Annotated in this window: 24 protein-coding genes; 11 read left to right on the top strand and 13 right to left on the bottom strand. The window is 62.1% G+C overall.

The window, feature by feature from the left end; all coding sequences use genetic code 11:
• Positions 1-85: 85 nt before the first annotated feature.
• Positions 86-979, bottom strand: a complete 894-nt coding sequence (locus DBV08_RS15955; protein ID WP_095972377.1) for a LysR family transcriptional regulator ArgP — start codon at positions 977-979, stop codon at positions 86-88.
• Between the two features lie 75 nt (positions 980-1,054).
• On the opposite strand from DBV08_RS15955, the gene DBV08_RS15950 reads away from it, so the two are divergent.
• The 3 genes from DBV08_RS15950 to DBV08_RS15940 all read left to right on the top strand — a co-directional run bounded on the left by DBV08_RS15950 (position 1,055) and on the right by DBV08_RS15940 (position 3,514).
• Positions 1,055-1,675 (top strand): LysE/ArgO family amino acid transporter, encoded by a 621-nt coding sequence (locus DBV08_RS15950; RefSeq protein ID WP_124568053.1) that lies wholly within the window; start codon positions 1,055-1,057, stop codon positions 1,673-1,675.
• A gap of 115 nt (positions 1,676-1,790) precedes the next feature.
• On the top strand, positions 1,791-3,113 hold the full coding sequence (locus DBV08_RS15945) for a ClC family H(+)/Cl(-) exchange transporter (RefSeq protein ID WP_124568052.1): 1,323 nt from the start codon (positions 1,791-1,793) through the stop codon (positions 3,111-3,113).
• Between the two features lie 47 nt (positions 3,114-3,160).
• Entirely contained in the window at positions 3,161-3,514 is a 354-nt protein-coding gene (locus tag DBV08_RS15940) for a DUF4440 domain-containing protein (protein ID WP_124568051.1), read from the top strand.
• Between the two features lie 30 nt (positions 3,515-3,544).
• Here DBV08_RS15940 and DBV08_RS15935 read toward each other — a convergent pair whose 3' ends face one another.
• The 3 genes from DBV08_RS15935 to DBV08_RS15925 all read right to left on the bottom strand — a co-directional run bounded on the left by DBV08_RS15935 (position 3,545) and on the right by DBV08_RS15925 (position 7,031).
• A complete protein-coding gene (locus DBV08_RS15935) occupies positions 3,545-4,732 on the bottom strand; it encodes a 4-hydroxybenzoate 3-monooxygenase (RefSeq protein ID WP_124568050.1) in 1,188 nt (395 codons plus the stop codon).
• Between the two features lie 99 nt (positions 4,733-4,831).
• Complete coding sequence (locus DBV08_RS15930) at positions 4,832-5,584, bottom strand: IclR family transcriptional regulator (RefSeq protein WP_095972373.1); 753 nt, start codon at positions 5,582-5,584, stop codon at positions 4,832-4,834.
• A 79-nt stretch (positions 5,585-5,663) separates the two neighbouring features.
• Positions 5,664-7,031: an NAD(P)/FAD-dependent oxidoreductase gene (locus DBV08_RS15925; protein WP_095972372.1), complete on the bottom strand. Its 1,368-nt coding sequence runs from the start codon at positions 7,029-7,031 to the stop codon at positions 5,664-5,666.
• A 123-nt stretch (positions 7,032-7,154) separates the two neighbouring features.
• Between DBV08_RS15925 and DBV08_RS15920 the strand changes: the two genes are divergently transcribed.
• The 5 genes from DBV08_RS15920 to DBV08_RS15900 all read left to right on the top strand — a co-directional run bounded on the left by DBV08_RS15920 (position 7,155) and on the right by DBV08_RS15900 (position 12,318).
• A complete protein-coding gene (locus DBV08_RS15920; protein WP_095972371.1) occupies positions 7,155-8,045 on the top strand; it encodes a LysR family transcriptional regulator in 891 nt (296 codons plus the stop codon).
• 92 nt (positions 8,046-8,137) lie between these two features.
• Complete coding sequence (locus DBV08_RS15915) at positions 8,138-9,601, top strand: benzaldehyde dehydrogenase (protein ID WP_124568049.1); 1,464 nt, start codon at positions 8,138-8,140, stop codon at positions 9,599-9,601.
• Positions 9,602-9,767: 166 nt separating this feature from the next.
• Positions 9,768-11,261 (top strand): MFS transporter, encoded by a 1,494-nt coding sequence (locus DBV08_RS15910; RefSeq protein WP_124568048.1) that lies wholly within the window; start codon positions 9,768-9,770, stop codon positions 11,259-11,261.
• Positions 11,262-11,306: 45 nt separating this feature from the next.
• On the top strand, positions 11,307-11,654 hold the full coding sequence (locus DBV08_RS15905; protein WP_124568047.1) for a hypothetical protein: 348 nt from the start codon (positions 11,307-11,309) through the stop codon (positions 11,652-11,654).
• Positions 11,647-12,318: a Dabb family protein gene (locus DBV08_RS15900; protein ID WP_124568046.1), complete on the top strand. Its 672-nt coding sequence runs from the start codon at positions 11,647-11,649 to the stop codon at positions 12,316-12,318. Before DBV08_RS15905 ends, DBV08_RS15900 begins: the two co-directional genes overlap by 8 nt.
• On the opposite strand, the gene DBV08_RS15895 is transcribed toward DBV08_RS15900, so the two are convergent.
• Both DBV08_RS15895 and DBV08_RS15890 read right to left on the bottom strand, forming a co-directional pair.
• Complete coding sequence (locus DBV08_RS15895; RefSeq protein ID WP_095972390.1) at positions 12,301-13,230, bottom strand: alpha/beta hydrolase; 930 nt, start codon at positions 13,228-13,230, stop codon at positions 12,301-12,303. The two genes, DBV08_RS15900 and DBV08_RS15895, sit on opposite strands and share 18 nt — an antisense overlap.
• Positions 13,231-13,415: 185 nt before the next feature.
• Positions 13,416-14,501, bottom strand: a complete 1,086-nt coding sequence (locus DBV08_RS15890) for a TerC family protein (RefSeq protein WP_095972366.1) — start codon at positions 14,499-14,501, stop codon at positions 13,416-13,418.
• A 225-nt stretch (positions 14,502-14,726) separates the two neighbouring features.
• On the opposite strand from DBV08_RS15890, the gene DBV08_RS15885 reads away from it, so the two are divergent.
• Positions 14,727-15,074, top strand: coding sequence for a hypothetical protein (locus DBV08_RS15885; RefSeq protein ID WP_095972365.1), 348 nt, complete (start codon positions 14,727-14,729; stop codon positions 15,072-15,074).
• Between the two features lie 4 nt (positions 15,075-15,078).
• Here the strand turns inward: DBV08_RS15885 and DBV08_RS15880 are convergent, their stop codons facing one another.
• Entirely contained in the window at positions 15,079-16,311 is a 1,233-nt protein-coding gene (locus tag DBV08_RS15880) for a CdaR family transcriptional regulator (RefSeq protein WP_124568045.1), read from the bottom strand.
• Positions 16,312-16,505: 194 nt separating this feature from the next.
• Here DBV08_RS15880 and DBV08_RS15875 point away from each other — a divergent pair, with 194 nt between their 5' ends.
• Positions 16,506-17,333, top strand: coding sequence for an SDR family oxidoreductase (locus tag DBV08_RS15875; protein ID WP_124568044.1), 828 nt, complete (start codon positions 16,506-16,508; stop codon positions 17,331-17,333).
• Here the strand turns inward: DBV08_RS15875 and DBV08_RS15870 are convergent, their stop codons facing one another.
• The 4 genes from DBV08_RS15870 to DBV08_RS15860 all read right to left on the bottom strand — a co-directional run bounded on the left by DBV08_RS15870 (position 17,334) and on the right by DBV08_RS15860 (position 21,696).
• The gene (locus tag DBV08_RS15870) at positions 17,334-18,545 is read right to left on the bottom strand and encodes a CdaR family transcriptional regulator (RefSeq protein WP_124568043.1); all 1,212 of its coding nucleotides are present in this window, start codon (positions 18,543-18,545) and stop codon (positions 17,334-17,336) included.
• A 54-nt stretch (positions 18,546-18,599) separates the two neighbouring features.
• Positions 18,600-19,730, bottom strand: a complete 1,131-nt coding sequence (locus DBV08_RS15865) for a thiolase family protein (protein ID WP_166809844.1) — start codon at positions 19,728-19,730, stop codon at positions 18,600-18,602.
• Positions 19,723-19,890 (bottom strand): hypothetical protein, encoded by a 168-nt coding sequence (locus tag DBV08_RS32310; protein ID WP_166809845.1) that lies wholly within the window; start codon positions 19,888-19,890, stop codon positions 19,723-19,725. The genes DBV08_RS15865 and DBV08_RS32310 overlap by 8 nt, the downstream gene beginning before the upstream one ends.
• Before the next feature lie 234 nt (positions 19,891-20,124).
• On the bottom strand, positions 20,125-21,696 hold the full coding sequence (locus DBV08_RS15860) for an AMP-binding protein (protein WP_124568041.1): 1,572 nt from the start codon (positions 21,694-21,696) through the stop codon (positions 20,125-20,127).
• Between the two features lie 374 nt (positions 21,697-22,070).
• Between DBV08_RS15860 and DBV08_RS15855 the strand changes: the two genes are divergently transcribed.
• Positions 22,071-23,420, top strand: coding sequence for an MFS transporter (locus tag DBV08_RS15855; protein WP_124568040.1), 1,350 nt, complete (start codon positions 22,071-22,073; stop codon positions 23,418-23,420).
• Here the strand turns inward: DBV08_RS15855 and DBV08_RS15850 are convergent, their stop codons facing one another.
• Complete coding sequence (locus DBV08_RS15850; RefSeq protein ID WP_095972388.1) at positions 23,421-24,056, bottom strand: TetR family transcriptional regulator; 636 nt, start codon at positions 24,054-24,056, stop codon at positions 23,421-23,423.
• A 60-nt stretch (positions 24,057-24,116) separates the two neighbouring features.
• Positions 24,117-25,670 carry an acetyl-CoA hydrolase/transferase family protein gene (locus DBV08_RS15845; RefSeq protein ID WP_124568039.1) on the bottom strand — a complete coding sequence of 518 codons (1,554 nt, stop codon included), beginning with the start codon at positions 25,668-25,670 and terminating at the stop codon, positions 24,117-24,119.
• Between the last annotated feature and the right edge of the window lie 72 nt (positions 25,671-25,742).

The raw sequence follows: 25,742 nt of genomic DNA, 5'->3' as shown, positions 1-25,742 counted from the left end.
TCCTGTGGCCGAAGAAACGGTCCCAGGGGATCAACTTATCCAGGTTCTTTGTTCCCCGAGCACAACACGGCAGGTGCGGTGCTCATCAGCTCGAGGGCTGATGCAACACCTCGTGGGCGCGGCGGGTCACCACCTCGGAGATCCGGCGCAAGACCGGTGACGACAGTTTCCACTGCTGCCAGTACAGCGGAACGTCGTCCACGAAGTCCGGATCGAATCCGATCAGCACCCCGGATCGATCGTCGTCGCCGCGCTGCAGGTCCGGTATCAATCCCCAGCCGTATCCCCGCCTGACGGCGTCCGCGAAGTCTGCCGATGACGGAACAAGATGGCGAGGCGGATCTGCCGGGTGGCCGATCTTTTGATCGAGGTACCGATCCTGCAGCAGATCCTTGCGATTGAACACAACCAGCGGTGCCTCCGAAAGGGATTCGGCCGTAACACCATCTGCGAACCAACGACGGCAGAACTCTGCGCTCGCCATCGGCCGATACCGCATGATGCCCAACCGACTGGAGGTACACCCTTGAATCGGTGACGCGACAGACGTGACGGCAGCCATGACCGAACCGTCGCGTAGCAGTTCGGTGGTGTGGTCTTGATCGTCGAGATGAAAATCGAAACTGACTTCTTGCGTGAACTCCGCGAGGGCCCCGAGAACCCACGTGGACAGCGAATCGGCATTGACCGCGATCGAGACGCGGGCGAAGCTGTTCGAACCGTTTTCCAAACCGAGTTCTCGCACGGTGTCACGCGACAGGGCGTCTATCTGACGGGCAAGACGCAGGACTTCTCTCCCTGAATCTGTGACCTGGATGGGTTTGGTGCGCTGCACCAGGATCCGGCCAACCGAGGTCTCGAGAGCTTTGATTCGTTGACTGACCGCCGAAGGCGTGATGTGTAACTTCCGCGCCGCCGCCTCGAAGGTTCCCTCGTCGACCGCAGCGTGCAATGCCCTCAACTGCTCGAAATCCAACATAATCTGAAGCTACTCTGATGCATCCTAAGAATCATTAGCTGGACTGATTGAAATCTGAGCGGCAGGCTCGACACCATGCTCAGCACCAACGACCCTGCGTCGGCCCTCGTCGGTTTCGTGGTCGGACTGTCCTTGATCGTCGCAATCGGCGCCCAGAATGCGTTTGTTCTTCGCCAAGGCCTGACTCGATCGCATGTACTCCCGATCGTCGCAGTGTGCGCGTTGTCAGACGCAATTCTGATTCTTGCAGGCATCAGCGGAATCGGGACCCTCCTCGAACACGCACCGTCGCTGATCACGTTCGTTCGTATCGCCGGCGCCGTTTTCCTCCTGAGCTATGCGATCTTCGCCGCCAAACGGGCGCTTCGACCCCAGACGTTGGCACCGGATCAACATGGAAACGGGTCGAGGCTTACCGCCGTCACGATGGCATTGGCCCTCACCTGGCTCAATCCACACGTGTACCTGGACACCGTGGTGCTCATGGGTTCAATTGCCAACGGTCGCGGCGAAATCGGACGTTGGTGGTTTGCGGCCGGTGCCATCACGGCAAGTGTGGTCTGGTTCGGCGCCCTCGGTTACGGCGCACGTCTACTCACGCCGCTCTTTGCGAAACCCAACGCCTGGCGGATTCTCGATGCTCTGATCGCCGTGATGATGGCAGTTCTCGGAATCAGCCTGCTTATCGAATTGTGACTCGGCTGCACAACCTCGATCCGACACTGCGGGTAGCGGGATGGGTTACCGTCCAACGTGAGGGAGGCTCAATTCACCTGTCGAGAGTTGTGACCATCAGGTAGGGCTGATCACGATGACCGAGGACGATGTCGGCACCGAACCGCGCGACTCCAACCGCGGACTGGGATTGCTGTGTCTACTCGCTGCGGTCGCCGGTGTCGGGGTCGGATTTGTCGGCGGCGCGTTCCGTTGGTGCCTGATCAGGGCCGACGAACTCCGTCGGACGATCGTCGACTGGGCGCATCACGTTCCGTACGTCGGGTGGCTCGTGCCGGTACTCCTGGTGGCCCTGTGCACCGTACTTGCCGTACTGATCGTCAGACGAGTTCCCCTCGCGAAGGGAAGCGGTATCCAGCATGTCGAGGCGGTGTCCCGTGGCGAAGCGAAACCTCCGGGTATCAATCTCGTGCCTGCAAGATTCATCGGCGGTCTCTTGGCGATCGGCTCCGGTCTGGTTCTCGGCCGTGAAGGCCCCACCGTCCACATGGGCGCGGCGATCGGTGCAGAAGCGGGACGACGGGCCCGCCTTTCCGAACCGGATGTCGCCATGTTGCAAACATCCGCGGCCGGAGCAGGACTCGCTGTCGCATTCAACGCGCCGATCGCCGGCGCACTGTTCGTCTGCGAGGAAGTGACGCACTCGTTCCGGCTACGCACCGTGCTGCCAACGCTTTTCGGTGTTTCGGTCGCGGTGGGCTGTGCACGAATCGTCATCGGCGATCAGCCTGATTTCGAGGTCGGCACCGTGCCCACACCTCAACTCGCACTACTGCCGCTGTTCGTCGTCTTCGGAATACTGACGGGGTTGCTGGGCATCGCGTACAACCGCTTGATTCTGGGACTACTCGACGTCGTAGCGCGACTCGACAGGATCCCGCCGACCGTCACCGCCGCAACGATCGGCGCGGTCATCGGCCTGACGCTGTTCCTCGACCCGCTGGCCAGTGGAGGCGGCGACGTCCTTGCACAGATGATCGTCGGCGGAAGGACCTTCGTTCTGCCGATTCTGCTGCTGTACTTGGTGGTTCGGTTCTTCACCGGCCCGCTGTCGTACGCCGCCGGGACTCCCGGTGGACTGTTCGCTCCTCTACTCGCACTCGGTGCACTCTGGGGGTCGATCTTCACCGGGCTGTCGAGCTTCGTGCCCGGAGTGGACGCCGGACTCACGATCACCATGGCTACCGTCGGCATGGCTGCCTTCTTCGGCGCCGTAGTACGCGCTCCGTTCACCGGAATCGTGATCGTGGTCGAGATGACTGCGGTGACGTCGACGCTGGTTCCGATGCTCGCGGCCACTGCAGCAGCGGTTTTCGTAGCCACCTTGGCAGGTTCGGCTCCTATCTACGACAGCCTTCGAGAACGAATGTTGGGAACTCGACGTCCACCTCTGCGATGATCACGATCGACATCGTCCCCGACATGTGTATACGCAGAGGAGCATTCATGACCCCAGGAACCGACGTCGGGGAGGTCCTCGCCCTGGAGCGGGAATTGCAAACTGTCGAATGCAGGCGCAGCAGTGCACGTGTACTTGCATTGCTTGCCGAGGACTTCGTCGAGATAGGCGCGTCGGGTAGCGTCTGGAATGTCGCGTCCACAGTTGAATCACTGCGGAACGAACCCATAGACGAGGGCATCGAAGTTCATAATCTGACCGGTCGAATCATCGACGACGGCTACGTCCTCACCCAGTGGGATTCAGTCCGAGGTAGGCGTCGCGCGCGGCGAACATCTTTGTGGCGTCGAACACCGATCGGATGGCAATTGGTACATCATCAAGGCACCCCGCTCCCCTGATTTCATCCAACTCGACCTGCGAACACCCCTCTACGCCAAGGGCGTTCCGACGTAGTTCTCGGCGATCAACGTTCGCCCGGCGCCCGAACGCGTGACCATGTCCAGTTCGGCCAGCTGACGGCGATGCCCGAAACCGGTGTCGTCTGGCAAGCGATGGAGCATCGACGACATCCACCACGAAAAGTGCTGCGTCCGCCACACGCGCGGCAACACCGTTTCGGTATACCGGTCCAACATCTTTCGGTCGGACGAGGTGAAGAATTTGTCCATGGCGTTCGACAGCGCGTAGACGTCGGCGATCGCGAGATTCATACCCTTCGCGCCGGTCGGCGGCACGGTGTGCGCCGCATCGCCTGCAAGAAACAGGTTGCCGTGCTGCATCGGCTCGCACACGAAGCTGCGGAACTGGAGGATCGACTTCTGAAAGATCCTGCCGTCCTTGATCTCCGCCCCCTCACCGTCGACGCGCATGTGCAGCTCGTCCCAGATCCGATCGTCGGACCAGTTGTCCACGGAGTCGTTCGGATCGACCTGGAGGTAGTGACGCTGCACCTGGGGTGTCCGCGTGCTGATCAGCGCAAAGCCACGCTCGTGGTTGGCGTAGATCAATTCTTCCGATGACGGCGGCGCCTCGGCCAGGATGCCGAACCATGCAAAGGGGTACTGCCGGAAATGATCCGTGCGGATCGACGGTTCGGGAATCAGCTTTCGCGTTTCGGTACGTGATCCGTCGCAACCGGCCACCAGGGCGCACTCGAGCTTCTGCTCGGCTCCGTCCGAGTCGACGAAAGTAATACTCGGGCGATCCGATTCGTGATCGTGTACTTGTGCGCCGGACACTCCGAATCGAATGTCCCCGCCGTCAGCGAGGCGTCGCGCAATCAGATCCTTGAGCACCTCGTGTTGCGGATACACCGTGACTGCGCGCCCGTCGGTCAGTTCGTCGAAGGCGATGCGGTGCCCTCGCCCACCGAATCGCAACTCGATTCCGTGATGTTCGAGGCCCTCCCGCTTCAGTCGGTCACCGAGTCCTGTCTCGACCATGAGATCAACGGTGTTCTGTTCGAGCACACCGGCACGAATGGTGCCCTCTACCTCTTCGCGAGTGCGGCATTCCAGGACTACCGAATCGATTCCCTTCAGATGCAACAGATGCGAGAGCATCAACCCGGCGGGACCACCACCGACGATTCCGACCTGGGTGCGCGAAGAAGACATACAGAGAACTCCTGAGGTGAGTGACGATTGAGACCACCCTCGACCACGACCACTCCTCTGAACAGCTGCAATTTCACTCAGTGAAAGACCGAATACGAGCTATCCAAGTCCGCCGCCGCCAAGCCCGCGTGATATTCCACGGGCGGCCGCGACCAAAGCCGGCAGTAAAGGGGCCGGATCCTGCTCCACCGGAACAACTGTCGAGACCGCTGCGACGACATTGCCGCCGGATTCGCGGACCGGAGCGGCAACAGCAAGGGTCCCGACGTTCAGATACTCACGACAGACCACGAATCCGGTGCGTCTGATCTCGTCGAGAGTTGCTCGCAAGATTCGCTCGGAAGTAATGGTTTTGGGAGTGAACGACTCGAGACCGGCACGGAGGACGTCGTCGAGAAGCTCGGTTCCGCCGTGTGCGAGGAGAATCAATCCACCGCTCGACGCGTGCAGCGGCAATCTTCCGCCGGCGCGACCTACAACGGTGACAGCGCTACGCGAGGACAAGCGCTCTAGGTACAGAGCCTCGGTACCTTCACGAACGACCAACTGCACGTTCTCTCGGGTGACTTCGTAGAGATCTTCGAGAAACGGCAACGCCACCTGCCTGAGCCCATGCGCCCCGGGCGCAAGAGCGCCGATCTCCCACAACCGCACTCCCACCTGGTACTTGCCGTCACTCCGACGCTCGAGTGCGCCCTCAGCCACCAACTGCCCACACAGTCGATGGACGGTGGGCAGTGGCAGATCGGTACGACGACTGATCTCCGATTGCGTCAACCGCGGCGACGTCGCGTCGAAGGCACCGAGCACGATGAATGCCCGGCCGATCAACGAACGGTCGCCTGATGCCATTCACACAGTGTGACAGGGCAGTGCCACCAAGAATCCACTGTGACTGACATCAGGCGAAACGTGTTCAGGCGGTGCGGAGCTACGCAGAGTGCGCCAATTCCGGTTCGCGTTCGACAGCCGGCGGCGCGGCCTCGATCTTCATCGGCTCCTGCGCGTAGTGGAAGTGCGGACGACGGTGACCGATGAACGAACCGAACCACGACATCACAGCGACGTACCGGTTGCGGAAGCCCACCAGATACATCACGTGCACGGCCAACCACATGAACCAGGCGATCGTGCCCTTGAACTCGACCTTGCGGACGCGACACACAGCGCTGAATCGGCTGATGATCGACATGCTGCCCTTGTCGAAGTACTTGAAAGGCGTTCCGGCCTTGACCTTTCCGTTCACGATCTTCGCGGCGTGACGGCCACCCTGCATCGCAACGGGCGACTGACCCGGCAGACCGTTCAGCGACGTCATGTCACCGATGGCAAAGACGTTGGCGAATCCGCCGACAGTCAAGTCCGGATTGATGAGAAGACGACCCGCGCGGTCGGTGTCGCAACCGGTTGCCTCGCCGAGCACCGCGGCGAAGTCGTTGGCGCGAACACCGGCCGACCAGATGACGGTCTCGGCGTCGATGCGCTTCTCTTCCTTGGTCTTTGCCGAGGACACGGTGACACCGTGCTCGTCGATGGCGGTGACCATGGTGTTGAGGACAACCTCGACACCCGACTTCTCGAGCGAAGCCTGCGTGTACTCACTGAGCTTTCCACCGAAGGCCGGAAGGGCGACGCCGGCGCCTTCGACCATGGTGACCGTGACCTCGTCGGCGCTGATGTTGTTGATGGACTTGGCGAAGTAGCGACGCGCCAGTTCCTTGATCTGTCCGGCGAGCTCGACGCCGGTTGCGCCGGCACCGACGACAACGAAGCTGAGCAGGTTGCGACGAACCAGCGCGTCGTTGGTGGTGTGGGCCTCTTCGAAGCAACGCAGGATCTGCTTACGCAGGACCTCGGCATCCTCGACGGTCTTGAGCTTGTAGGTGACCTTCTCGAACTCGTCATGACCGAAGTACGCCTGCGTGGCACCGGTGGCTGCGATGAGCGAGCGGTACCCGAGCGTATGGCGGGTACCCGAGGCTTCGTAGACGACGGTGTTCTCTTCGGCGTTGACCTCGACGACGCGGCCGAGGCGTACGTCGGCGTTGGGGTACTTCTGCAGGATCGTGCGGATGGGCGGAGCCACCTCGCCTGCCGACAGAACACCCGTCGCCACCTGGTAGAGCAGCGGCTGGAAGAGGTGCTCGGTGGTGGCGGAGATGAGAACGAACGGCGTCTTGGACTTCGCGAGGGTCTTGGCCGCGGCGAGGGCTCCGAAGCCCGAACCGACGATCACTACCTGAGTCTTCTCGTGTCCAGTCGCGTCGATGTCGGCGCGACCCGCAGCTGTTCTATCCACAACAAACTCCTCAACCAAATTGAAAGTATGACTATTACGGTATGGACTGATCATGGGTCGGGTCCAGCTAGCTGGAGTATTCGCAAGACTGTTATCTCGATTGCTCATAAGTAAGCTGTCTTCATGGACTTCCGCCAACTCAAGTACTTCCTCGTCGTGAGCGAGGAACTGAGCTTCAGTCGCGCCGCCGAGCGCTGCTTCATCTCGCAGTCGGCGATCAGCCATCAGGTTGCACGGCTGGAGAAGGAGCTCGGGGCGACGCTCTTCGAACGCTCGACCCGAGCCGTCCGCCTGGCCCCGGCAGGATCGCGTCTGGTGCCCATCGCGCAGCAAGTCCTCAGCCTCGAAACGATGGCGTACTCGGTCGCCCGCGACCCGCGCGCCCGGATCCGGATCACCGGAAACATGAGCTTCGCCGCTCAGACGCTGGACGCCATCGCACACGTGCGCGAACGTCACCCCGACCTGGACGTCGAGTTCGTCATCAAGAGTTTTGCCCACCGCATGGACGCCGTGGCCTCCGGCGACGCGGACATCGCACTGATTCGCGGCGGCGTCGACCGCCCGGGGCTCGAACCACTGGACCTCGGCGTCGAGGACCTGCTGGTCGTCATGTCGAGCCGGCACCCCCTCGCCGGCCAGCAGAGCGTCGACCTCAACGACCTGGCCGCCTATCCCCTGCTCCTGCCGCCGCGCCAAAGCCAGGTGCTCATTCACAAGGTGGTCGAGGACGCGTTCCGCGAGATCGATCGACGCGTACAACTGGGCCCGGCAATTCCGAGCGATCACACCGCCACGCTCGACGTGATCACCAACCCTCGCGCCTGGACCCTGCTGTATTCGATCACCGCCGGCGAATCTCCACGCGCCGGAATCAGCTTCATGCGAGAATCGCACGGCCGCTTGCGAATTCCCGTCTCGGGAGTGACCCGCAGCGGCGCTACTCACTCCACCGAGTTCGCCGATCTGATTCAAGCACTCAAGGACGCCATGAACCCGTCTTTCACTGAGTGAAAGTGTAATGGCGGTCAGCCTCCTCACCGAGCAACGTGGTGGGCAACCATGTGATGCGGCGAGCAGTTGCATCCCTTTATCGAGGAGCGGCGATGACGAGTTTGCTGAACGAACCGGTGTGGGAATCGAAGATCTTCGACGGCGAATGGGTCCCGGGCAGCGCCGAAGATCGTTTGGTCGTCGAACCGGCCACCGGCAAGCAGTTGACGACGGTCGGCATGGCAACTCCCGAAGACGTGGCCGCCGCTGCAACAAAAGCTACTGCAGCTCAGAAAGATTGGGCGGCACGCCCCTACACCGAACGGGCCGCCGTTCTACGCCGGGCCGGTCAACTGTTCGAGCAGTACGCCGACGAAATCGGCGAATGGGTGATCCGCGAGGCGGGCAGCATCCCCGCCAAGGCCGGGCTGGAAACACATACCGCTGCCGAAGAGTGCTACAACGCTGCGGCATTGGCCGCACACCCCGTCGGTGAGGTACTGCGCTCGGAGCAACCTCGGCTGAGCTTCTCTCGTCGCGTGCCGGTCGGAACCGTCGGCGTCATCGCACCGTTCAACTTCCCGATCATCCTGTCGATTCGTGCAGTCGCTCCCGCACTGGCGCTGGGCAATTCGGTAATCCTCAAGCCTGATCCGCGGACGGCGATCTGTGGCGGTGTGGTTCTTGCCCGCATCTTCGAAGAAGCCGGCTTGCCCGCCGGAGTGTTCAGCATGCTCCCGGGTGGCGCTGACGCCGGTGAGGCGCTCGTGGTTCATCCGAGCGTTCGCGTCATCGCATTCACCGGGTCGACACGCGCAGGACGCGCTGTCGGCGAACTGGCAGGTCGCCACCTCAAGCGCGCGCACCTGGAACTCGGCGGCAACAACGCGCTGATCGTCATGGATGACGTCGACCTCGAAAAAGCCGCCTCTGTCGGCGCTTTCGGCTCGTTCATGCACCAGGGGCAGATCTGCATGACCACCGGCCGTCAACTGGTGCACGAAAGTATTGCCGCCGACTACACCGCACTCCTTGCCGAACACGCCGACAAGCTTCCGGTAGGTGACCCGTTCACCGGTCAGGTGGCACTCGGTCCCATCATCGACGCCAAGCAACGCGACCACATCCACTCGCTGGTCACCGGAAGCATCGCGGCCGGAGCGAAACTGGCTGCCGGTGGCACCTACGAGGATCTCTTCTACCGGCCCACCGTGCTGGCCGACACCCCGCTCACCGCGCCGGCCTTCGCCGACGAGGTCTTCGGGCCGGTCGCGCCGGTGACCTCGTTCGCCACCGTCGAACAAGCCGTCGCCATAGCCAACGATTCCGAGTACGGATTGTCGCTGGGCATTCTCACCTCCGATGCCATGCGCGGACTCGAGCTCGCTCAACAGATCCCCACCGGCCTGGTACACATCAACGACCAGACTGTCGGCGACGAAGCCGTCATCCCGTTCGGCGGCATGGCGTCTTCGGGTAACGGTGGCCGCGTCGGCGGCATCGGCGCAAACCTCGATGCCTTCACCGAAACACAGTGGGTGACCGCGCAGAGCGCACTCCCGGTCTACCCCTTCTAGTCCGAGACTCACCGAACTGGCCCGAACTACACCAAGCACGCTTCAGGGGCTCACTGACCAGCATTGACGGGATCGATCTCGCGGACTTACCATCCAGAGAAAATTACTTCGCCACATTAAGCATTTTCTCTTGTAATTCCCGAGAAGGACCCCCTTGACGAATTCAGTGACGACCGACAGTGCTGCGCAGCCAACCGTCTGCGACACCCCGGATACATCAGTCGTAGTATCACCGCGCCGCGAGGCCGTCATCATCGCGGCCCTCAGCCTGGCCGCGATGATCGTCTCGATGATGCAGACGTTGCCCGTTCCGATTTTGGGACGCATTCAGTCCGATCTGGGCGCATCCTCGGCCGGTATCAGCTGGGTGACCACGGCGACCCTGCTGTCGGCGGCCGTCTTCACTCCCCTGCTCGGCCGCTACGGTGATCAGCACGGCAAGAAGCGCACGCTGGTGGGCGTTCTGATCGTCATGGTGATCGGTTCTGTCGTCGCCGCGCTGGCACACAATCTGCCGCTACTCGTTCTCGGACGCGTCCTGCAAGGAACGGCCACCGCCATCTTCCCGCTGGCTCTGTCGGTACTGCGCGAAGAGGTCCGCCCACACAAGCTTCCCGGCGCGATGGCCTTGGTCAGCGGAACCCTTGCCTTCGGCAGCGGCCTCGCCCTCGTGGCCACCGGGCTGCTCACATCGGCTCCGGATGCCGACTACCGCAACGCCTTCTGGATGGCGACCGGATTCGCGTTGCTTGCCCTCGTCGCGGTCATCACGCTGGTGCCCGCAACCAAACACAAGAGCGGCGGCCGCGTCGACGTCATAGGTGCACTGAGCCTGGGCGCTGCACTCCTTCTACTCCTGTTGTCGATTTCTCAAGGCCACCAATGGGGTTGGTTCTCACCCTTGACCATCGGTGTTTTCCTTGCCTCGATCGTGATGTTCGCAGTGTGGGTCTGGATCGAGGAGATCGTCGACGAACCGCTGGTCGACATGCGGATGTTCGTCCACCGGCCCGTGATGATGGCGAACCTGGCCGGTGTCATGGTGGGCTTCGGGATGTTCGCCAACTTTCTCGGCATCTCCTACCTCGTGCAACTTCCGCGCTCTCTCACGGGATACGGATTCGACGCGAGCATTCTGCGCGCGTCGGTGGAATTCCTTCTGCCGGGAGCGATTGCCTCGCTGATCGCCGCACCGATCGCTGGGCGCCTCATCAGAGTGCGCGGACCACGCTTCGTTCTGGGACTCACTGCGATCTGTGGTGCGGTCCCGTTCGCCTGGCTCGCATACGACCACACGCATACCGCGTCCGTCATCGGTGCGGGCATCGTGATCGGCGCCGCCGTCAGCCTGGGTTACGCGGCCATGCCCGCCATCATCATGTCGAGTGTTCCGCATCGCCAGAGTGGAATAGCCAACGGAATCAACTCGATCTCCCGTTCCACCGGTAGCGCCATGGGCAGTGCCGTGGTGACCACGATTCTCGCCTCGATGACCATCGCCAACCTGCCCGAAGGCACACCCACGTTGCCCAGCGAGTCCGCCTTCACCGTCACGTTCGTCACCGCCGCAGTGGCCTTCGCCCTCGTCGGTTTGGTCGGCTGGCTGGGTCTGCGCCCCGTACCGTCCCCGGCCACCTCGGAACAATCTCCCGCTGCGTGAGATCGAAAGTACCGCAGAGACTTAAGCGCACTGTAGCCTGCGCAGATGGCAGGTGAGACGCTCTACGTGGTCGATCGGATAGTCACGAAACCCGGGTGCGGGAAGAAGTTCGTCGACGAATGGCGCACGGGCTACCTGCCCAACGCCGGCGGTCGAAACCTGACTCTCGACAATGTACTTGTCAGTCCGCCGCTGTGGTCCGAGGACGAGTCGAACGTCGTGACGATCACGTGGGCCGTCGAGGGTACCGCCGGTTGGTGGGCGATGACTCGTTCCAGTCGGGGCGACTCCGCCCTCGGACAATGGTGGGACGCAATGAATCCGCTCATTGCCGAACGAACGCGCACCATGGCTGCCACTGCCGATGACGTCGAGAGTCTTGCCGATGTATAACGTCACACGGGTGGTCTTCACTGCCGATGACACAGAATCGGACGGCTGGTCCGATGCGATGAACACCATTGCAGCAGCGGCGGAATCATCGGGCGCAGTTCGCCATCTCGTCACCGCCACACTGCCCGGCGTCATCAACGGCGGAGATCTGATCGTGCATCTCCAGTTCGAGGACGAAGCTGCGTGGCAGGCCTCCCGAAGTGCCGTTGACGCCGGGCTTCACCACGCCGCCGTCGGGCAAGTTCACGGCGCCGAGTACACGTCCGGGACCGCAGGTCGCTCGCGCGCCACCGGGCCGAACGGGGTGTACCGGGCGCTGCTGATCCGCGTCGCGCCCGATACTCCCGAGGACACGATCGAACGCTTCGAAAGCGACTTGCTGAAGATGCCCGGTCATATCTCCTCGATCGCGGCCTGGCGACTCAGTCGAGTGAGTGCGGTGACGGACGAGGGCCACGCATCCGACGAAGCACCGTGGACCCACGTGTGGGAGCAGGAATTCACCGACCTCGCGTCACTGCAGACCCAGTACCTCGACCATCCGATCCACTGGGGCGTCGTTGATCGATGGTTCGACCCCGAATGCACCGAAGTCATTGTGCGGGACAGGGTCTGCCACACCTTCGGCAAACTGGGCGACGAAGTCCTACCTCGCGGCGGCTGACGCCTCACGGATCATCGCCCAGGCTTTCCGGCGTGCCGGTTCTGTGAGTGACAACGACGGAATGGTGAGGAATCCGTGAAACAGCCCGTCGAAGCGATGATGCTGCACGGGGACGCCGGCCGAGGCAAGCAGTTTCGCGTACTCGTCGCCGGACGAGCACGGCGGGTCCAGCTCGGCTGTCAGAACGACGGCCGCTGGTAGATCGGCGAATGACTCTGCCCGAGTAGGTATTACCCGCACGTCATCTCGGCGTTCGGGGGCATACTGGTCCCAGTACCACTTCATGGCCGTAGTCGTGTTGTAGTGATCGGTCCCGTAGCGCCGGTAGGACTCGGTGTCGAAATCGTCGTCGATCACGGGATAGATGAGAACTTGCGCCGCGACCGCCGGGCCTCCACGATCGCGGGCTGCGATCGCAACTGTCGCAGCAAGATTGCCGCCCGCACTGTCGCCGGCAAGCACGATCCGGTTCGGGTCTGCGCCGTACTCTTGCGCGTGCTTCGCCGCCCACTCCAATGCGACATAGACGTCGTCGTGTGCTGCCGGCGCGGGATGCTCAGGGGCCAGACGATAATCGACGGAGACCACCACGGCGCCGACACCTTCCGCCATGGATCGGCAGAATTCGTCATGGCTGTCCAGGTCACAGAACACGAAGCCTCCGCCATGAGCGAAGACGACCAGCGGCACAGCGTCGGAGGACGTGTGCGGGCGGTAGACGCGGATCGACAGATCTCCTCCGGGTCCGTCGATTGCGAGATCTTCGACCGCACGCATATCGGGAAGCCGTTCCAGCGGGGCTCGTCGATTTCGAAGCAGAGCGCGCAGCTCCGACGGCTCGAAGCTGGTGACGTCCGGGAAAGCAGCGTTGAGCGTGGCCAGCATCGTGATGACTTCCGCGTGAATTGTCATGTGCACTCCTGATCTCGGACATCGGGCATCCGCCAAGGTAGGTCGCCTGCGGTCGAGTGAGAACACACCTTCCCGATCAGTGGTCTGTTCGGTCGTGAGAAGTCGCGAGAAGACGCGAGAAACGAAAAGGGAGACCACACCTCGTTGTGTGGTCTCCCTTTCGATTCGGTTCAGCCGATCAGGCGTCAGCTCCTAGTGCGAGCATCGACCTTGTCGTCATCGTCGTCGCGCTCACCGGCCGCGAGCTCGATTCCCGATTTCTCGCCGTCGGCGTCAGTACCGGCCTTCTCGAGTTCCACCGGTGTGTCACCGGACGCAACCTCTTCGGCGTCAGGTTCCTCCGGTAGCGGTTTCTTGAGGCTCAGGATGATCGAGCCCGCCAACACCACGATGATCACTGCGAGGCTGACCAGCGAGGGGATCTCGGGGATCGACGTGCTGATCACCTTGTGGCTGGCCTGCATGATCAGCTTCACGCCGATGAAGGCGAGAATGATCGACAGACCCTTGGACAGGTAGTGGAACTTCTCGAGCAGACCCGAGAGCAGGAAGTACAGGGCACGCAGACCCAGGATCGCAAACGCGTTGCTGGAGTACACGATGAACGGATCGTCACTCACTGCGAGAACTGCCGGGACACTGTCGACTGCGAACACGAGGTCGGCGGCTTCGATGGCGACGACGACGGCGAACAGCGGTGTTGCGACGCGCTTTCCGGCTTCCTTGACGAAGAACTTGGTTCCTGCGTATTCCTCGCGGACCGGCATGATCTTGCGCAGCAGGCGAACTGCCAGCGAGGTTCCCGGATCGAAGCTCTCGTCGTCGTCCTTGAGCAGCTTGTAAGCGCTGTAGAGCAGGATGGCGGCGAAGACGAACAGTACGGCCGTGAACTTGCTGACCACTGCAACGCCCGCGGCGAGGAAGATACCGCGGAAGATCAGGGCGCCGATGACACCGAAGAACAACACGCGGTGCTGGTACTCACGGGGCACCTTGAAGTATCCGAAGATCAGGGCGAACACGAAGAGGTTGTCGACGGACAGACTCTTCTCCAACAGCCAGGCTGTTGTGAATTCGACGCCCGAGTTCACCCCCAAGGTCAGGGTGACGACCACCGCGAACACGAGAGACAAACCGACCCAGAGCGCACTCCACCAGGCCGCTTCCTTGAAGCCGATGACGTGCGCGCCGCGGTGGGCGAGCAGGTCGATGAGCAACATGACGACGATGACTGCGGCGAACGCGGCCCACGCCCACATGGGAACGTTCATCGCTGACCACCTACCCGAATGGCACTGATGACTGCGGTCACGGGGAGCTCCTTCACTGAGTTCGGACGGCCGTCTCGCCGTCTTCTCCAGTGTTCCTTGCCGACTTCTCTCCATCCCGGTCGAAATATCGACGACTTTTGACCACAAAGTTGCCGAAACCCGGCAGTTTGGGCGGTTTGCAGCCGAAACCACTCTTGGAGGGCATCTTGTTCTAGCCTGGCAAGCATGAGCACCTCGTTGTACTACTCCGCCGTCCGCACCACACCGCTGACCGACGACGAGAAGGCCGAAGTCGACCGACTCATCGCCGTCCACAACGACGAATTTCCGTTCGACGCGGAGGTCCTCGACCTCTACCCGTCGGATATCCCCGACACTCTGCTCAACGGTTCGACGAAGATCTCGAGCGATCCGACCGAGGTGATTCCTTCGCTCGTCTACTGGTTCAACGCTCTGACCGAACTCCGGCGAGCGGTGCCAGACGCCGACTGGGACGTTTCACTCGACGACACCCCCGCCGATTGGGATGACAACTCCGGCTACTCGCTCCCCGGGCTCGACGACATGCAGTAGCGAGTCAGGGGTTCGGTAGGACGGCGGCTCCGTAGCTCTCCAGAGCGATGAGGGCCAACTCCGTCGGCAGTCGACGCTGGTCCACGCTGCGGCCTAGTAGCGTTTCGGCCTGATCGAGTCGATACCGCACGGTGTTCTTGTGCAGACCGAGGGCTGTGGCCGTAGCGGCTGCGGTGCAATTGTTCTCGTAGTAGACCCGGACCGTGTTCCGGATCCGCGACGTGACGCCGTCCGTGCCGGCCAAGCCCTTCAGTTCCCGAGCCACCAGCGCACGGAGTTCGTCCAGATCGTCGGTGAGCAGACAGGGAACCTGAACGTCCTCGTAGACGGTGACGCCCGGCGAACCCGTGGAACGGACCGCGACGCGCTGGGCGGCGAGCGCCTCGCGATGACTGCGAGCGAATCCCTCCATCCCGTACCCGCCGGCCCCCACTGCGACACGAAGATCCGAAATCCGAGCACGATCGAGCGACGCCCACTCACGGCTGTCGAAATGCGCGACCCACGACCACAGCTCGCGTGCGCCCGAAGGCAGAGTGAGAACACGCTCCCCTTTGGATTCGTCCACGAAGGAACGTGCGTACGAGTCCAACCTGGCCAATACGTCCGCGGCCGGGTCGGTGTCGTCCGTCCAGAGAACAAACGCGGTGTGGCGCCGCCGCATCGGGTAGTCCAGAATCCGGGAGGCTTCGTCGGAGTGAAGTGCTTCGCCTGCGACAATCGCGTGCACCGTCTCGGACCGACGTGCAAAAGCGCCGCGCGCCAGGCTCTCCCGCTCCTGCGCATACGTCGCCACCAACAATTCGGTGGTCACTTCCAGCCACCTCATCGCCGAGCCCCAGACCCGAACCAGAAGGGCACGTTTGAGTTCGGGACCGATCGGCAGCGCCTCGATCGACTCGTCGACGAAACCCAGCATCGCGAGGCGTCCGGCACCGTAGATCTTGAGAAGGACCCGAAGATCCATACCGCGTCGAGCGACGGTGAGTGCAAGCGCAATCGACTCCGCCGGCGGAGTGACCTCCTCGGAACCGCCCGCGATCGCGGCCACGATGACGCGGAGCTGCGCCGTGGTGCTTGCATCCACATCGCGTCGTAGCTCCCGATCAGCCGCCACCTCGGGATTTGCCGCGGCAATGGCGTCGTCGATGCGTTGGACGAAACCGTCGATCACCTCGGGTTGGAGATAGATGGGCGCGAGATTCGCAATCCAACCATCCAACTCCGAGGTGTCCATGGGCGCCTTTCCGACTGGGATCCAATTTGTGACTTTGTCACAAATCTACCGCTTCGGTTCAGCCAAGGAGCCCTAGCAACCCAGTTTCGGCTGGTCCACAATCACATCTCACCGCAGTTTCGTCACCGCAATTTCGTCACCGCAGTTTCACGTCACTGCAATCCCATCCCCCTAGTTCTGGAGACCTTCGCGACATGAACAAGCCTTTCGACGGTCAGGTAGTGGTCATCACCGGCGGTGCCCGGGGCATCGGATTCGCCACCGCGAAACGGCTCGTCAGCCTGGGCGCGACAGTCGCGATCGGCGATATCGATGAAGCCACTCTCGCGCAGGCGGCGAAGGATTTGGCCATCCGAACGTTCGGGCGTCTCGACGTCACCGACCCTGCCTCGTTCTTCGACTTCCTCGACACCGTCGAAGGTGAACTCGGCCCGATCGACGTACTGGTCAACAATGCAGGCATCATGCCGGTGGGCCGGATCGTCGACGAGGACGACACCGTCACCAGACGCATCATCGAGATCGACGTCCTCGGCGTGATCACGGGAACCAAGCTCGCACTGCGCCGGATGCTGCCGCGGGGGCGCGGGCACGTCATCAACATCGCTTCGCTTGCAGGCGAACTCCCGTGCCCCGGTTTGTCGACGTACTGCGGCGCCAAGCATGCGGTCTTGGGATTCACCGATTCGGTTCGCAAGGAAGTTCGTGGCACCGGTGTACACGTCTCGTCCGTACTGCCGACGCTCACCAACACCCAACTCACCTCGGGCACTTCGGGAATGAAGGGATTCCGCGAGGTTCAGCCGGAGGAAATCGCCGAAGCCATAGTCGGATTGATGACCAAACCCCGACCACGCGTGCGCATTACGCGAGTGTCCGGGCTACTGGTGCAGGCGCAGGGGTTCTTCCCCCGGCGGCCGTACGAGGCATTGAGTCGACTGTTCGGCGTCGAGACACAGTTTCTCGGTGACGTCGACACCGCAGCCCGCGCTGCCTACGAGGAACGGGCCCGCGCCAGCTGATCAGGTCAGCTCGGTTGCAGGCCAGTCGAGCAGCTTGGCACCCAGTACCGCTGCGTGGAGGGCGAAGCTGTCATTGGGGTCGTTGACGTTCTGGCCGGTGAGTTCACGGATACGGTCCAAGCGGTACGTCACCGCGCGGACCGACAGATGCAGATCACGGGCGGTCTTCGCGGTATTGCCGCCGGCGGAGAAGTACGCGAGCAATGTGTCGATCATCGGCCCTGCGCCGCCGCGCGCCTCGAGCAGCGGTGTGAGCAGGGTGTGGATCAGATCGGTGACCGCCGGCCTGTCGTTGACCAGAACCCGGTAGACCAGCAGGTCACGAGCATCGATGACCCGCGCGTCCAACGACAGGCGTTGCGCCAGGTCGAGTGCGTCGAGCGCTTCCCGGTACGACGCCACCACGCCGGAAGCAGTGGCGCGCGGACGCCCGACCGCGATCTGCCAGGTGCCGTTCAGCGCGCGTCGCTGCAACTGCACGCGGCCGTCGTCGTCGGTTCCGGGTCCGAGAGCCGATCGAATGCCCGCCAGCACGTGATCGACGGCATCGCGATCCGGCGCCGCGAAAACGACGACAAGCTTTCCGCTCTTGCTCGCAACCAACGCGTCGGCATCGCCTTTGCTGCCCAGGACGGCACGTTCGACCGCCCGCACCAAGGGGTTGTCGTCGGTGAATTCGCGGGCAGCGGTCACCACGGCCACAGCATGCGGCCCGCTGAGGTGAAGTCCGAATCCTGAAGCACGACCCAACAATCCGACGACGTCAGCGCCGCCGGTCAACAGGTCGTCGACGAACTCGCGGCGTGCCGATACCTGCGAGCGGACCAGTGATCGCCTGGCCAACTGAAATCCTTCGGCCAGTTCGGCCACGGCATCGTCGACGGCGCGCAGCATGACTTCACCGGCAGCGACTACGGCAGTCGGATCCGATTGCGCCGCAACAACAGCGGGGAGTTCACGCCACAGGCGCCAGGCCGACGAGAGATACAGATCGAGCAGGGCTCGCAGGGCGACACCCTGCTGCGCTGCTTCTTCACCGCGGGCGCGGAAACGATGCAGCTGACGACGCTGCAGCGGTTTTCCTTCACAAACCGCGTCGCTGAGCACGTCGAGGAAGTCACCCAGCAGTTCGACGGGTAGGCCACCGGCATCGTCCGCCCCCGCCGCGGCTACCCGGGAAAGCACTTCTGTGGGCACTCCGGTTGCGTTCACCCCCGCATTCTTCCACCACGTGCCGAAAGTGGGCGGACTGTCGTGCCGGAACCGCTAGTCTTCGCCGACCAGGATATGCGCGTAACTCACTCCGCCGGCTCCGATCATCTGCGCGAATCCGACCCGCGCACCGTCGTGCTGACGGACCCCGGACTGCCCACGAATCTGTTGCGTGATCTCGACGAACTGGGAAAGACCGGTAGCTCCACCGGGATGTCCACGGCCGATAAGTCCACCACTGGGACTGACCGCGACACGGCCTCCGATGTGGAAGTCGCCGTCTGCCATCGCGAACGAGGCCTTCCCTTCTGCCGCCAACCCGAGATCCTCGATGTACTGCAGTTCTTCGACGCTGAAGGCCTCGTGAACCTCTACGACGTCGACGCTGTCGGGGCGAATGTCGGCTTGCTCGTAGGCACGGGCGGAGACCCGCTTGGTCACACCGAGATCAGGCATGAACGCGGCAGCCCCGTGCCACTTGTCGGTCTCCGCTACGGCGGCAGCCACTCGGACGACCCGACTGACGTTCGCGAGTCTTCTGCTGGTGATGACGACTGCCGCTGCGCCGTCACCGATCGGGCAGGATTCGACGCGCCGGAGCGGATCCACCAGCATCGGTGCAGCTTTCAACTCGTCCATCGTCAACGCTTTGTTGCGCTGCGCCATGGGATTTCGACTTGCATTGAAAAGGTTCTTCTCCACCACCAGGAGGCTGGTATCGGCCGATTCGCCGTGTCGATGCATGCGGGCCTGCTTCATCAACGCAAACGGAACGGCAGGAACTGCCATTCCGGATACAGAAATCAAGTCCGGTGCACGTTCCCCCTCGGCAGCGCGGCTCATCAAGAGAGCACCGAGGCTTCCGATTCCGACCACCGCAGCGGTTTCCACCTGCCCCGAGGCCACAGCAGCGCGGGCCTGCTCGAAAGCCGCTGTGCCAGTTGCTGATGCGTTCTCCACCGCAACAGCTGGAATGCCGGTCCACGCCATTTCGTGCAGAACCAGCGGAGCGGACGACATTCCGGTACCGACTGCACCGACCACGAGCAGGCCGATTTCAGCCCAGTCCAAACCGGAATCCTCGAGGGCCGCGTTCAACGCCTGTCCCCCCTGAACGTGCGGCAGTGTCGTCGTTTTGGAGACGAACGGCGTCATTCCGACACCCGAGATGTATACCTCACGCATCGCGCGACTCCTTTTCGAAACCGTATGTCGTGAACAGTGCGTCTTCCGTGCTCGCAGTGCGGGGAACAACGGAAACCACATCGCCGATCCGAACGGGACCTGTACTGACTCCCAGAATTTCGATGTCGGCGTCACCGATACGCACCTGCGCGATGGTCACGGGAGGTTGCACTCCGGCAATCGGAAACGCTGCAGTGCAATGCGATAAGACGGTCCCGGACTCTGCCAGTTGGATCTGCGACGCAGGGGCGTAGCACTTGGCGCAACGCTCACGGCAGGGGAAGCTGATGTTCTCGCACCGACTGCACTGCGAAGCCAGCAGTCTGATGCTCGTGCCTTCACACCGCAGGGCGGCATTGTCGAATGAAGGGTGCATTATTCGTCTGTCCTTTCGTCAGACTCGTCGAGCCTGATCAGCCCAGTAGAGTTCCCGGAGATCCTTCTTGAGGACCTTCCCGTTGACGCTGCGCGGGAGTCGTTCGACGAAGTCGATTCGCTTCGGAGCGCGGACGCCTCCGAGCTTGTTGCGACACAGGGCAATCAGTTCGTCGGCGCCTACTTCTGCGCCTTCGTTGAGCTCGACGACAGCGGTGACGGCCTCGCCCCATTCCGGGTCCGGGATGCCGATGACGGCGCAGTCCTGAACAGCGGGGTGCGACCAGATCACCTGCTCGACCTCTGCCGGGAAGACGTTGAATCCGCCTGAGATGATCATGTCTTTCTTGCGGTCGGTGAGCGTCAGGAAGCCTTCGTTGTCGAGGTATCCGATGTCGCCGGTGTGGAGCCAACCGTCACGTATGGTGTCGGCAGTCGCCTCGGGGTTGTCGTAGTACCCCTTCATGACCAAGTCGCCGCGTACGCAGATTTCGCCACGCTCACCATTCGGAAGCGCATTGTCTTCGTCGTCGCGGATTTCGACTCTGATCAACGGCGACGGCCGACCGCAAGACAGCAATCGGGCGTCGTCAGCGATCTCGCCGTCGACAAAGTGCTGCTCGGGGCGCAGGAAGCTGATGGAGCCGGGGGCTTCTGTCTGGCCGAAGCATTCGATCATCACCGGACCCAGAACCTTCAAGCACTTGCGCAGCTTCTCGGCCGACATCGGGGCAGAACCGTAAAGGAAGTAGCGCAGCGACGTGAGGTCGTAATTCGCAAGGTCGGGGTGTTCGATCAACCGGTAGATCACGGTGGGCGGCAGGAATAGGTCGGTGACGTTGTATCGGTCGATCGAATCGAGCAGGGTCTCCGGATCCGGCCGCTTCAGCACGACGACGGCGCCGCCGCGGGCAGTTGCCGGCAGGGTCAGCATTCCGGCGGAGTGCGTCATGGGAGCGGCCGCGAGGTTGACCACCTTCTCGTCGGCGCGATAGTGCATGGCAAGCATCAGCTGCGCAACACACATCGAGAAGCTGCGGTGGGTGTTCATCACACCCTTGGGAGCCCCCGTCGTGCCACCGGTCGGTGAAATCATCGCAACGGAATCCTGTGGAACGTCCACCGTCGGCCTCGTCGCCGGTACGACGCCGAGCCAGTCCGCCAACGCAACGGCGTACCCACTAGTGCCTTCGACAGAGCCACCCTCGAGACAGATGTACTGGATGCGGTCACCGACTGCACCGTGAATCTCGTCTACAGCTGCGGCGAGCGCAGGGTGATAGAAGAGAATCTCGCAATCGAACTGGTTGATGAATCCGATACTGTCCGTGATCGGACTGTTCGGATTGAGAGGCACCCAGGTTCCACCGGCACGCCAGGCAGCGATGACGCACAACCACGCTGCGGGATCATTGGGCGCGAGAACGCCGATCTTGGTTTCCGGCTTCATTCCGTCTCGCAGCAACGCGTTAGCGACACGACAGGACAGCGAACCCGCTTCTTCGAACGTCCAGTCGACGTCACCGTGACGATATGCGATGGCGGCGGGATCGACGCTCCACCCTTGGTCGAAGAAATCGGAGAGGGCCATGGGAAACCATTCCTTCCCTCCTGCGGGCCGCAGCGTCCCAGGAAGTTGTCAGTAACTGTTTACATCTCGGTGAAACGTAAGCTCCCCCAGCCAACCTGTCAACCATCAATGATGGCAAAACCGTTGCACAACAACACAATCCAGCCAACAGCCAAACAGGCTCAGCAGATCACCCCGTCTCGTACGCTAAACCATACGCCATTAGTTTTACCGACGGCGTACGCATTGACCATTTAACCGAACTGCGTTAGATTAACCAATGTGACTTGAGGCACACCGATTCAGTTCCCACACGAAAACTGCTGCTGGTGAACAACATCCGAGCGCACATTCCAAGCCACACCCGCAACCACCCCTTCCGACTAAGGAGCACGATGGCTTCAGCACGCGAACTGATCGATGCGTCTCCGCTCAGCAGACTCCAAATACGGGTAATCCTTCTGTGCACGCTGGTCAACATGGCCGAGGGATACGACATCCTTTCGATGTCACTCGCCATACTGCCGATCACGGACGACTGGGGGATATCCGGCACCCAGTCCGGCATGCTTTTCAGCGCCGGCCTCATCGGCATGGCAGTCGGCTCGATCGCCTTGGGACCGGTCGGAGACCGATACGGGCGCCGCCCCCTCCTGATCGGTTCGCTGGTAGTCATCACAGTCGGTCTTCTACTATCCGCAGCCAGCGGGGACGTCACACAACTTGCGCTTGCGCGCCTGCTGGCGGGCGTCGGTATGGGCGGCATCATCCCGAGTTCGCCGATCATCGTCGGCGAGTACGCACCTGCACGCAAGCGCTCGACGCTCATCGCACTGTTCGCGATCGGCATTCCCCTCGGGGGTGTACTCGGCGGCGCCGGAGCAGCGGTGCTGATGTCGACCTACGGCTGGCACTCCGCATTCCTGCTCGGCGCGGTCGTCACGGCGATAATGGCGGGTGTGGCCTATTTCGGAATCCCCGAATCACCGGACTTCCTCGCAGCCAAGGGAACCGAGTCGTCGCGAAAGAAGCTGGACGAACTGATCTCCAAGATGAAACTGACCGAAGTCCCGACTACGGGTAGTCACACGACACCCGCGCGGCGGTCACCGAACGTCTCCGGATCTGCGCACCTGAAGTCCTGGGCCCTGGCGACGACATGCATCGTCTTCGGCCTGGTCAACATCGCATACTTCTTCGGCAATACCTGGACACCGAAACTTCTCAAGCTTGCCGGCATGTCCAACAACGCCGGAATCAGTGGTGGACTGATGTTCTCGCTCGGAGGCGCGCTCGGAACTCTGGTCTTCGCCGGGCTGGCCCTTCGATTCGCCTCGATGTGGATCACGATGGGCTTCATCCTCGCCGGATCGCTACTGTTCGGCGTCCTCGCTCTGGTCTCGACTCAACTCAGCCCCGCGCTGGTGGCGTCAGCTCTGCTCGGGCTGTGTATGACCGCGGCCTACACCGGCCTGTACGTCATGGTGCCGATCCTCTTCCGCCCCGAAGCACGTGTCTCCGCTCTCGGAATCGCAGCGGGACTCGGCCGCATCGGAAGTATCGTGACGCCGTTGGGGATCGGTCTACTCGTCGACCGTTCGTGGACGACGGAATCCATCTTCTTCCTCTTCGTCGTACCGACCCTGCTCGCCGCCGCAACGATCGCGTACGCACAGATTCGCAATACCAGGGAATCAGTCGCCCTTGCCGTCGACGGCGAAAAGGTATCTGTACCTGCCGCTTGATCAGATCGAGTTGTCCACTTGGTCGGCGTGAAGAACCCCGTAGAGGAAACTTCGCATCATCTGTTCGTACAACTGCCTGGGCGTACGTTGATTCGACTTCAGTGCGGCGTCGAGGACCGGGTGGGCAATTCGATCTACGTTGGCAAAAACGGCGGAACGCTTGGCCTCGGGCCTCATCGCCTCCGTGAGGGTGACACCCAAGGTCAGCTTCTCGAGGCCGTCGAGGATCTGAACATGCAGCCGCACAGGAACTCCCGAACTCTCGAGGTAGTCTGCTGCCGCCTCGAACATGTCAGTCACGAGGTCTCTCGGAAGAAACTGCAACATCACCGGCGCGGCATTACGGTGTCGCAGAATCACATCCCGAAAGTTCAAGCCGTACGCGACAACCCAATCTTGCCAATCGCCCGACGCGGGTTGACGCGGAATCCTGGTCTCGAACACGATTGCTCGCGCAACCTCCGTCAAAATCTCGTTCTTGTCGGAGAAATGGTGATACAACGACGGAGCTTTGACGTCGAGGTACTTGGCCAGACGCGGAAGACTGAAAGCGTCCAAGCCCTCGGCATCGATAATCGAGATTGCCGCGGCAACTGCGGCGGTTCGGCTGATCAACGGTTTCGACGGTCGAGCCATGTCGCTCTTCACTCCTGATTTGCTCGGCGTCCGAAGATCGTACAAGCACCGATCGAAAGGTCAGGAAAGGCGCATCGAACCCGTGTCGATGTACCGCTGATGGAACGAGAATGCCTCGCCCAGGAGGTGCGGAGTCTGCCCCGCACCCGGCTGAGCGTCGGCGCGGGCGATGTAATCGTGGAGCAGCGGCCGGAACTCCGGGTGAGCACAGTTGTCGACGATCAGGCGTGCGCGTCGCCGCGGAGACAGACCTCGCAGATCCGCCAATCCCTGCTCGGTGACAAGCACCTGGGTGTCGTGCTCGGTGTGATCGACGTGCGGGACCATCGGCACGATCGCCGAGATCTCACCGCCGCGGGCCGTCGACGGGCTCAGGAACATGGACACGTAGCCATTGCGGGCGAAGTCTCCCGAGCCGCCGATTCCGTTCATGATCTTCGTCCCCATGACGTGCGTCGAGTTCACATTGCCGTAGATGTCGGCCTCGAGCATGCCGTTCATGGCGATGATTCCGAGTCTGCGCACCACCTCTGGATGGTTGCTGATCTCCTGCGGTCGCAGCGTGATGTGATTGCGATAGAAGTCGATGTTCGCAGTCAGTTCCTCGATGCCTTCTTCGGTGAGCGCCAACGCCGTCGACGACGCATGCGCGACGGTTCCGTCTTTGATGAGCTTCAGCATCCCGTCCTGGATGACCTCGGAGTAGCAGGTCAACCCTCGGTACGGCCCGCGATCGAGACCTCCGAGCACCGCGTTGGCGACATTGCCGATGCCCGCCTGCAGCGGAAGCAACGTATCGGCAGGCATCCGTCCGGCACGAACCTCGAAGTCGAAGAATTCCAGGACGTGGCCGGCGATCGCCTCACTGACGGCGTCGGGCGCGGTGAGTGGGCTCGCACTGTCACGGCAGTTGGTCTCGACAACGGCCACAACCTTCGCGGGATCCACCCGGAACGTGGTCTGGCCGATCCGGTCCTCGACACGAATAATCTCGAGCGGCTTGCGATGCGGAGGCAGCGCGGTGCCGTAATAGACGTCGTGAATACCTTCCATCGCCTCGGGGACCCATGAGTTGGCTTCGAGGATGACCCTGTCGGCGACGTCGAGCCACGTCTTGTTGTTGCCGATCGACGCGGAGGGAATCAGTTCACCCGATTCGGTGATACCCGCGACCTCGACCACAGCGACGTCGACGTTGCCGTAGTAGCCCTCCCACACCTGCTGAGCCACGTGGGAGAGATGGATGTCCACGTAGTCCATGCGCCCGTCGTCGATCCGGCGACGTGCGGTGGCCTCGGACTGATACGGCATGCGCAGCGCGATTCCGTCGACCTCCGCGAGCAGTCTCTCGGTCTCGGTGGACACCGAAGCGCCGGTGAGGAGATTGATCGTGAAGTTCGATCCGTTGCCGCGGGTCTGGTGAATGCGCTCGGCGAGAGCCGGGATCACAACCTTGGGTGTACCGGCACTGGCGAAACCACTGATCGCGACGGTGTCACCCGGATGAATGAACTTCACCGCGTCGGCCGCGGACATCACCTTCGACGCAAAGGCTGTGGCGCGAATGCGGTTGGAGTTGGCTTTGTGTCCGGTCTCACCGAGGGATGAACTCACGCCACCAGGATAAACAGGGCACGTCGAAGCGATTTACGGGGATAAGCCAGACAGAATCGCTCCGACGTGCTA

The sequence above is a fragment of the Rhodococcus sp. KBW08 genome, assembly GCF_003852455.1.
Classification (GTDB): domain Bacteria; phylum Actinomycetota; class Actinomycetes; order Mycobacteriales; family Mycobacteriaceae; genus Rhodococcus_F; species Rhodococcus_F baikonurensis.
Note: the sequence above shows the minus strand (reverse complement) of the source record. Positions and strands in the feature narration are given on the sequence as shown.